At 39.4% G+C, this 7,357-nt stretch carries 7 protein-coding genes; 5 read left to right on the top strand and 2 right to left on the bottom strand.

The window, feature by feature from the left end; genetic code table 11:
• Positions 1 to 165 precede the first annotated feature (165 nt).
• A complete protein-coding gene (locus LW728_RS21545; protein ID WP_287768171.1) occupies positions 166 to 501 on the bottom strand; it encodes a hypothetical protein in 336 nt (111 codons plus the stop codon).
• A gap of 226 nt (positions 502 to 727) precedes the next feature.
• On the bottom strand, positions 728 to 958 hold the full coding sequence (locus tag LW728_RS21540; RefSeq protein WP_002732463.1) for a type II toxin-antitoxin system CcdA family antitoxin: 231 nt from the start codon (positions 956 to 958) through the stop codon (positions 728 to 730).
• A gap of 333 nt (positions 959 to 1,291) precedes the next feature.
• Here LW728_RS21540 and lepA point away from each other — a divergent pair, with 333 nt between their 5' ends.
• The 5 genes from lepA to LW728_RS21515 form a co-directional block, all read left to right on the top strand.
• A complete protein-coding gene (gene lepA / locus LW728_RS21535) occupies positions 1,292 to 3,103 on the top strand; it encodes a translation elongation factor 4 (protein ID WP_149107614.1) in 1,812 nt (603 codons plus the stop codon).
• Positions 3,104 to 3,158: 55 nt separating this feature from the next.
• Positions 3,159 to 4,337, top strand: a complete 1,179-nt coding sequence (locus LW728_RS21530) for an AAA family ATPase (protein ID WP_287768168.1) — start codon at positions 3,159 to 3,161, stop codon at positions 4,335 to 4,337.
• A 3-nt stretch (positions 4,338 to 4,340) separates the two neighbouring features.
• On the top strand, positions 4,341 to 5,024 hold the full coding sequence (locus tag LW728_RS21525) for a hypothetical protein (RefSeq protein WP_287768165.1): 684 nt from the start codon (positions 4,341 to 4,343) through the stop codon (positions 5,022 to 5,024).
• A gap of 244 nt (positions 5,025 to 5,268) precedes the next feature.
• Entirely contained in the window at positions 5,269 to 7,083 is a 1,815-nt protein-coding gene (locus tag LW728_RS21520; RefSeq protein ID WP_287768164.1) for an ABC transporter ATP-binding protein, read from the top strand.
• 57 nt (positions 7,084 to 7,140) lie between these two features.
• The coding region (locus LW728_RS21515; RefSeq protein WP_287768163.1) for a DUF4164 family protein at positions 7,141 to 7,357 on the top strand (217 nt) is incomplete at its 3' end.

The following is a 7,357-nucleotide window of genomic DNA, read 5'->3' as shown; positions in this document are numbered from 1 at the left end:
TGTAGCACAAGGCTTTCAAGACTCGGTTAACAATTTGTAATATTCCTTGTTGACACCCTTACTGACAAAGAAAAAACTGAAATCAAGTCAGGATAAGGGTTGGAGTGCTTACTGAAACAATTGTTAAGAAAGATCCCTATAAGGGATAGCTTTTAGGACGGGGTTTCAAACCCATTTTTCTGATGATTTTTCTTGTTCCAAGAGTTTTTGTAGTTGCTCTGGGGTAGCATCTTTGAGCAGCAGACGATCGCCGTTTTTGCTGACAATTAACACTCGTTCGATCTTCGGGGTTTCAGGAGAGTCAATTTTTCGCTTTAATTGGTACAATTTCTCAGCGATGGCGATTGTTCCGCTAATAATGCCGATGATGGTGGCGATGGTAGCAAGGGTTCCCTCTTTCTCCTCTTCGGAGATAACTTCGTAGCTGCCTTGCACCCCTTCCATCTCTAGGATATCCTGAGCAACTTTGATAGCATCGGCTCCTTGAATTTCTATCTGCATCAGTTTTGTTCCTCCTGTCAGTACCCAAGCAAAATGATCCTAAATCCGTTTATTAAAAACTGATTATCTATTCCCCCTTTTGCCTGTCCTGATATGTAGCCTATACTCAACGAATCTAGTATGACTAGCTTAGTTGGGGAAAAAATCTCAATTACCGTCAATGGTTGACCTAAGAAAATATTTCAGTCTCTCCGTCGGGAAATAACCTATTAGAGACTGAAAAATCTTAGTCATTCCATTCCCCTTTGGGTGGTACGGGGGGATTGCGTCGAAGATGACGGGTTAAGTCCTCATCCGGTTGTTTCTCTCCTCTTAGCCACTGTTTAATCGCTGTTTCGATAATGCGACTAGGATCGTTAGTCAGGTGTTTAATCTGGTCTAAAACTTCCGAGTCAAGGTGAATAGCGATTTCAACTTTCTCCGCCGTGCGCTGAGTCGGTGTAGCATTGTCGTTCATAAGCTCTATTAATGATTGCTATCTATCATTCTACCCGTCAGTCGAGGATTCTCATCCAAGAGTTTATCTATAGTAATCCGATTTGGACAAATCATAGAGCCTTTCCTTAGCCATTGCCCTTTCCCTGATTTTGTCACCATAATCAAGCCTACCATAGTTTACTGTGGATGCCGAGAGGGGAAGCTAAGGTCAAAACCCTGACTATACTTGCAGTTTAGCTTTTTTTACCTTTTACTTTTCGCTTTTGCTCCAGCCTTAGAGACTTTACCTCTACAATGAATTAAGGAATCTAAAATTTTATAAACCCCTGACTTTTGCCAACAGTGAACCACGATGACTGACGTTCCCGTTTCTCGCATTCGCAATTTTTCCATCATCGCTCATATCGATCATGGTAAATCAACTCTCGCCGATCGCCTCCTGCAAATTACGGGAACCGTAGCCCAACGGGAGATGAAAGAACAATTTCTCGATAATATGGACTTGGAACGGGAACGAGGTATCACCATCAAGTTACAAGCGGCACGCATGGATTATACCGCTAAGGATGGTCAAAAATACGTTCTCAATCTGATTGACACCCCCGGCCATGTGGATTTTTCCTACGAGGTTTCTCGGTCTTTAGCGGCGTGCGAGGGAGCTTTATTAGTTGTGGATGCGTCCCAAGGAGTAGAGGCGCAAACTTTAGCCAATGTTTACCTAGCACTGGAAAATAACCTCGAAATTATCCCAGTTTTAAATAAAATCGACCTACCCAGTGCCGAACCGGAACGAGTCGCGGCGGAAATCGAGGAAGTGGTAGGTTTAGACTGTAGTGAGGCAATTCGGGCCTCGGCTAAGGCTGGGATCGGTATTAATGATATTCTAGAGTCGATCGTCCAATTAGTTCCCCCTCCCCAAGATACTCTCGAAGAACCCTTCCGAGCTTTAATTTTTGATAGTTATTACGACGCTTATCGAGGGGTAGTTGTCTATTTCCGCGTCATGGATGGTCGGGTGAAAAAGGGCGATAAAATTCGTTTTATGGCTTCCGGTAAAGAATTTGTGATCGATGAATTGGGAATTTTATCACCGCAACAGGTACAGGTAAATGAACTTCACGCGGGAGAAGTGGGTTATCTGGCAGCCGCGATTAAAACCGTCGCTGATGCCCGGGTGGGTGATACGATTACTCTAACCGCTAAACCAGCACAAGAGCCTTTACCCGGTTATACAGAAGCAAAACCGATGGTTTTCTGCGGATTATTCCCCACCGATGCCGATCAGTATGCCGATCTCAAAGATGCGCTGGAAAAGTTAAAATTAAACGATGCAGCTCTATCCTACGAACCGGAAACTTCTAGCGCCATGGGTTTTGGTTTCCGTTGCGGTTTCTTGGGACTGCTACACATGGAAATCGTCCAGGAAAGACTAGAAAGGGAATATAACTTAGATTTGATTACCACTGCTCCCTCGGTAGTTTATCAGGTAACTACTACCGATGGGGAAATTGTCGAAGTGGATAATCCCAGTTTGTTACCTTCCCCACAAAAACGGGAAAAAATTGAGGAACCTTATATCCAAGTGGAAATGATTACTCCGGAAACCTATGTAGGCGCTTTGATGGAATTATGTCAAAGTCGTCGGGGAGTTTTCAAGGATATGCGTTATTTTACTAAAACTCGCACCGCTTTGATTTATGAGTTACCTTTAGCGGAAGTGGTGACGGACTTTTTTGATCAATTAAAATCTCGATCGCGCGGTTACGCTAGTATGGAATATCAATTAATTGGCTATCGGGAAAATGAGCTAGTTAAATTAGATATTATGGTCAATGGTGATCCCGTTGATGCTTTAGCGATGATCGTTCACCGGGATAAAGCTTATTATGTTGGTCGCGCTTTAACCGAAAAGTTAAAAGAATTGATTCCCCGGCATCAATTTAAGGTTCCCATTCAAGCAGCTATTGGTTCTAAAATTATCGCTAGTGAACATATTCCCGCTTTAAGAAAGGATGTCTTAGCTAAGTGTTATGGTGGTGATATTAGCCGCAAGAAAAAGCTGTTAGACAAGCAAGCAAAAGGTAAGAAACGGATGAAAGCGATCGGAACTGTTGATGTACCCCAGGAGGCATTTATGGCAGTCCTAAAACTCGATCCTCAGTAAAATCTTGGGGTGAGAATTAACTCACCCTTTTTAGTTTTAGCAGTGGGGAATTATTATGAAACTTTTGAGATTATCCTATCAAGATTTATCCTCTGGATTAAGTATAGATTCTTGCGAGTTTTTTCTAGATTTGAATTTATTAGTTGGTATCTCAGGTGCAGGAAAAACCTCGATTTTAAAGGCCATTAGTAATTTAAAAAGAATCACTAACGGTGCATCTATAAATGGGGTAAAATGGGATGTAGAACTTTTAACCAATGATCATGTTCGTTATCATTGGTTGGGTGAATTTGAGGTTAGAAAAGCTCGTTCTCTCATCAAGATTGAAGAAGATGAATTCAATAATAATGACGGCGAAAATAGGGTTAGTATAATTAGGGAAACTCTTTTAAAAGATCAAGAGGTTTTGATCGCAAGAAATCAAGAGGTAATTGAGTTTAAACATTCAAAGACACCAAAACTACCATCTTATTTAAGCTGTATAGAGCTTTTCAATCAAGAAGAAGATGTTTTCCCTGTTCGACAGGAATTTAACAAAATGATTTTCAATCCACTTAAGTTTAATATCTCATATTCAGCAGTTGATAAAATCTTGGAAAACGACGAATATGCCAAATATAACTCTCTCTCTGAATTACAATCGAGTCAACTTCCTATTTCTGACAAACTACTGATCACTTATAAAAAATATCCTGATACGTTCGAGATAATAAAGAGAAAGTTTTTAGATATTTTCCCTCAAGTTGAAGATTTAAAAATAGAATCTTTAGAGCCATCCGAACTAGGTGATCTGCTTGTTTCATTAACTAGAATTGGTTTACTTGAAGAGCTACCTCGCATACAAATAAAAGAAAAAAACTCTCATGTCTGGATTGTAGAACCAAATATCTCCTCTGGAATGATAAAAAGCCTGATGTTCTTAGCAACGATCAAATTATCTCCTGATGGGAGCGTTATATTAATCGATGAATTTGAAAATAGTTTGGGGGTTAACTGTTTGGACACTTTAACAGAAGATTTATTAGTTAATTATCGAGATTTACAGTTTATTATTACCAGTCATCATCCCTATATAATTAATAATATCAGTCCTGCCTATTGGAAAATAGTCACTCGTAAAGGAGGAGTAATTCAGGTACACAATGCGGCTGATTTTCATATTTCTAAAACTCGACAAAAAGCCTTTATTGATCTTATCAATGTCTTAGAAGAATTTCCCCAAGGAATTAGTTAATCGATGAATATTTATTTTTTAGTTGAAGGAAGAAGTACCGAAAAAAAGCTTTATACTGCCTGGTTAACTTATCTTATCCCCGAATTTAAGCGAGTTGATTTTTACGATCAAGTCAATCACAACAATTACTTTCTGATTAGTGGTAATGGCTACCCCTCGATACTTGATGAGGGAATTCCTAACGCCATCGATAAAATTCAAGAAGTATCCAAATATAACTATCTAGTCATCTGTCTCGATGCTGATGAGGATACTGTCGAAGAAAGAGAACAATATGTTAATGACTTTATCACCAAACATATTACTATCCCCGCACAACTTGAAATCGTGATCATTATTCAAAATCGCTGTCTTGAAACATGGCTATTAGGCAATCGCACAATATTTAATCCTAAACAACCTTTACAGGGACTTTTAGCTGATTATGTTCAACACTATGATGTTTACGAAAATGATCCCGAACTAATGGGTAGATTTAATTGCAGAAATCATGCCGATTTTCATTTTGCTTATCTAAAGTCTATTTTTGAAGCTAAAAAGTTGTCTTATTCTAAAAAATTCCCTGGGGTAGCTCAAGAACAATACTATCTTAATCAATTAAAAAAGCGTATCGATAAAACTGAACACTTAAAAACCTTTCAGAAATTTATTAATTTTTGTGATAATATTCGCCAAAATTTCCGATAAATTGATCTGTGGTGCTTCTGCCAAGGATGAAATATAAGCTGATCTGGCATCGTCTCCTGACTAATAGCTGATTGAGAATACAAGACTATGACAAGGCTTTTGTCCTATAAATTTCTAGGTCGGCAGATTTTTGTAGTATTGTAGTATAATGGTAACTCCAGAAAAACAATCCCAAAAGTGCCTTTAGTCTCTTCAGTTATCAGTTACCAGATAGAAGTTAAAAATTGGCAATTTACTTGATGTTATGGCTTCCTTACGCGATATTCTCAGTTACTATCGCAATTATCAAAAAGCCGCCTTTTTGAGCATTGCTGCATCCAGTGTCTTTGAAATTATCGATCTGATGGTTCCCTACGCTGTCGGACAGATTCTTAATGTTCTTTCCGATCAACCTTTAGATGGATTCGTGCAATCTTTGGTCGATCGCACCATGATTTTAACTCCCTTTGCCTCAGAAAAGTGGGTTAGTTTGGCAGTATTATTAGGCTTAATTTTCCTAACCACGGTAATTAAAGCACCAATTCAGCCTTGGGTGGGTGTATGGTTTCACTGGGAAATATCCTTAAGAGCGCGACGAGATCATCTCAAAAAAATTATTGCCAAAATTCTCACCTTACCTCTATCTTTTTACGATGAAAATAATCCAGGACGCATCGCTAACCGGATCGCCAAAGGGATAGAAAATCATACTTGGACTTATCCTGAAGTGGCGGGAATGATGATCCCAAAATTGTTTAGAGTTTTGGGTATCTTTATTGTTATTTGGGTAATTCAATGGCAGATCGCCCTCGCTTTTGTTATTTCTTTTGTATTAATTCTAGCTTTTATTGTGAGAGATTTAAAAGATTTAATGCAAAAAGAAAGAATTCTTGATCGGCACATCGAAAATACCCAAAGTCGCAATTCTGAGATTATTACTAATATCAAAACTGTCAAAGCTTTTGCCACAGAAGGACAGGAATTATATCGTCAGAAACAGCGTTTAGAGAGAGAATTTACCTACGTTGTCTATCGCATTCATAAGGGTTATGTGGACTTAATTACTTGGGAAAAAACCCTCGTCCAAGCTAGTTTATTTGGAGTATTTTTCTTTACTCTCCTAGCTACCGTTCAACAGAAAATCTCGATCGGGCATTTTATCACCACCTATACCCTCGCTAGTATGGCCTATGCGGAATTAGATCCCCTATCCCAAATGGCAGAAACTTTCGCCCGTCGCTATGCTTCTATGGCACGTTTACAGGAATTTATCAACTTACCCAGTGGCACTGATGCCGGTAGTCTTTTAGCCGATCATGCCCAACATAATCCCTATCATTTTACGGGGAAAGTGGAATTAAGAAATCTTAGCTTTGGCTATAGTCCAGAAAGAACCATTCTCAAGGATATTAATCTGCTGATTGAACCCTATCAAACCGTGGCATTAGTGGGAAAATCAGGTTCAGGAAAATCCACTTTAGTTAAGTTACTTTTCCGATATTTTGAACCGAATCAAGGGCAAATTCTGATGGATGGCGAGGATATTCGTCGCTTAGATGTGACTTGGTATCGGCGCCGGTTAGCGATTGTCCATCAAGAAGTAGATGTTTTTAATGGTACGGTGTTAGAAAATCTCACCTATGGTAATCCTAATATTAGCTTCGAGAAGGTAGCAGAAGCCTGTAAAATCGCCCGTGTCGATGAATTTATCCACGAATTACCTAATGGTTATTCCACTATTGTAGGGGAAAGGGGTGTGCGTCTTTCGGGGGGACAAAGACAGCGTTTAGGAATTGCTAGGGCCTTAATTGTTGATCCAGATGTGTTAGTTTTTGATGAGGCCACTTCTAGCTTAGATTATGAGTCAGAAAGAGCCATTCAACTAGCCATGAAATCCATTTTAGGCACTCGCACCACGATTATTATTGCCCACCGTCTCAGTACCGTTCGAGAAGCTGATCAAATTGTCGTCTTGGATAATGGTCGCATTGTCGAGATCGGTAGCCATGACCAATTATTAAATCAGCAGGGAATCTATCAGCGTCTCCACTCTTTACAAGAAAGCGGCGAACTGGTTTAGTCTTAAAATAGTCCCCGATAGCGGACCGAGAAAATATATCTAATGGGAGTTGATACTATGTCTAACGAAACCGTTACCTATTCCCTAGAAGCTGTTTTGACTAGAATTGAGGGGAAAATTGACAGCTTACAAAAAGATGTTAATCAAAAATTTGACAGTCTCCAAAAAGATGTTGACCAAAAATTTGACAAAATCGACGAACGGTTAAATAAGCTGGAGGTAGGACAGGCAAAGTTAACCGAAAAGGTTGAAGGAATCGATAATCGCCTAAAAT

It is taken from the genome of Microcystis sp. 49638_E5, from assembly GCF_021300285.1.
In the GTDB taxonomy this organism is placed as follows: Bacteria; Cyanobacteriota; Cyanobacteriia; order Cyanobacteriales; family Microcystaceae; genus Microcystis; species Microcystis aeruginosa_C.
The sequence above is the reverse complement of the archived record's forward strand: the minus strand, read 5'-3'. Positions and strand labels throughout refer to the sequence as shown.

What these genes read in the sequence shown, in the direction of transcription:
- LW728_RS21545 (WP_287768171.1), bottom strand. Translation starts at nt 501, where the DNA reads ATGCAGATAGAAATTCAAGGAGCCGATGCTATCAAAGTTGCTCAGGAT.
- LW728_RS21540 (WP_002732463.1), bottom strand. Translation starts at nt 958, where the DNA reads ATGAACGACAATGCTACACCGACTCAGCGCACGGCGGAGAAAGTTGAA.
- lepA (WP_149107614.1), top strand. Translation starts at nt 1,292, where the DNA reads ATGACTGACGTTCCCGTTTCTCGCATTCGCAATTTTTCCATCATCGCT.
- LW728_RS21530 (WP_287768168.1), top strand. Translation starts at nt 3,159, where the DNA reads ATGAAACTTTTGAGATTATCCTATCAAGATTTATCCTCTGGATTAAGT.
- LW728_RS21525 (WP_287768165.1), top strand. Translation starts at nt 4,341, where the DNA reads ATGAATATTTATTTTTTAGTTGAAGGAAGAAGTACCGAAAAAAAGCTT.
- LW728_RS21520 (WP_287768164.1), top strand. Translation starts at nt 5,269, where the DNA reads ATGGCTTCCTTACGCGATATTCTCAGTTACTATCGCAATTATCAAAAA.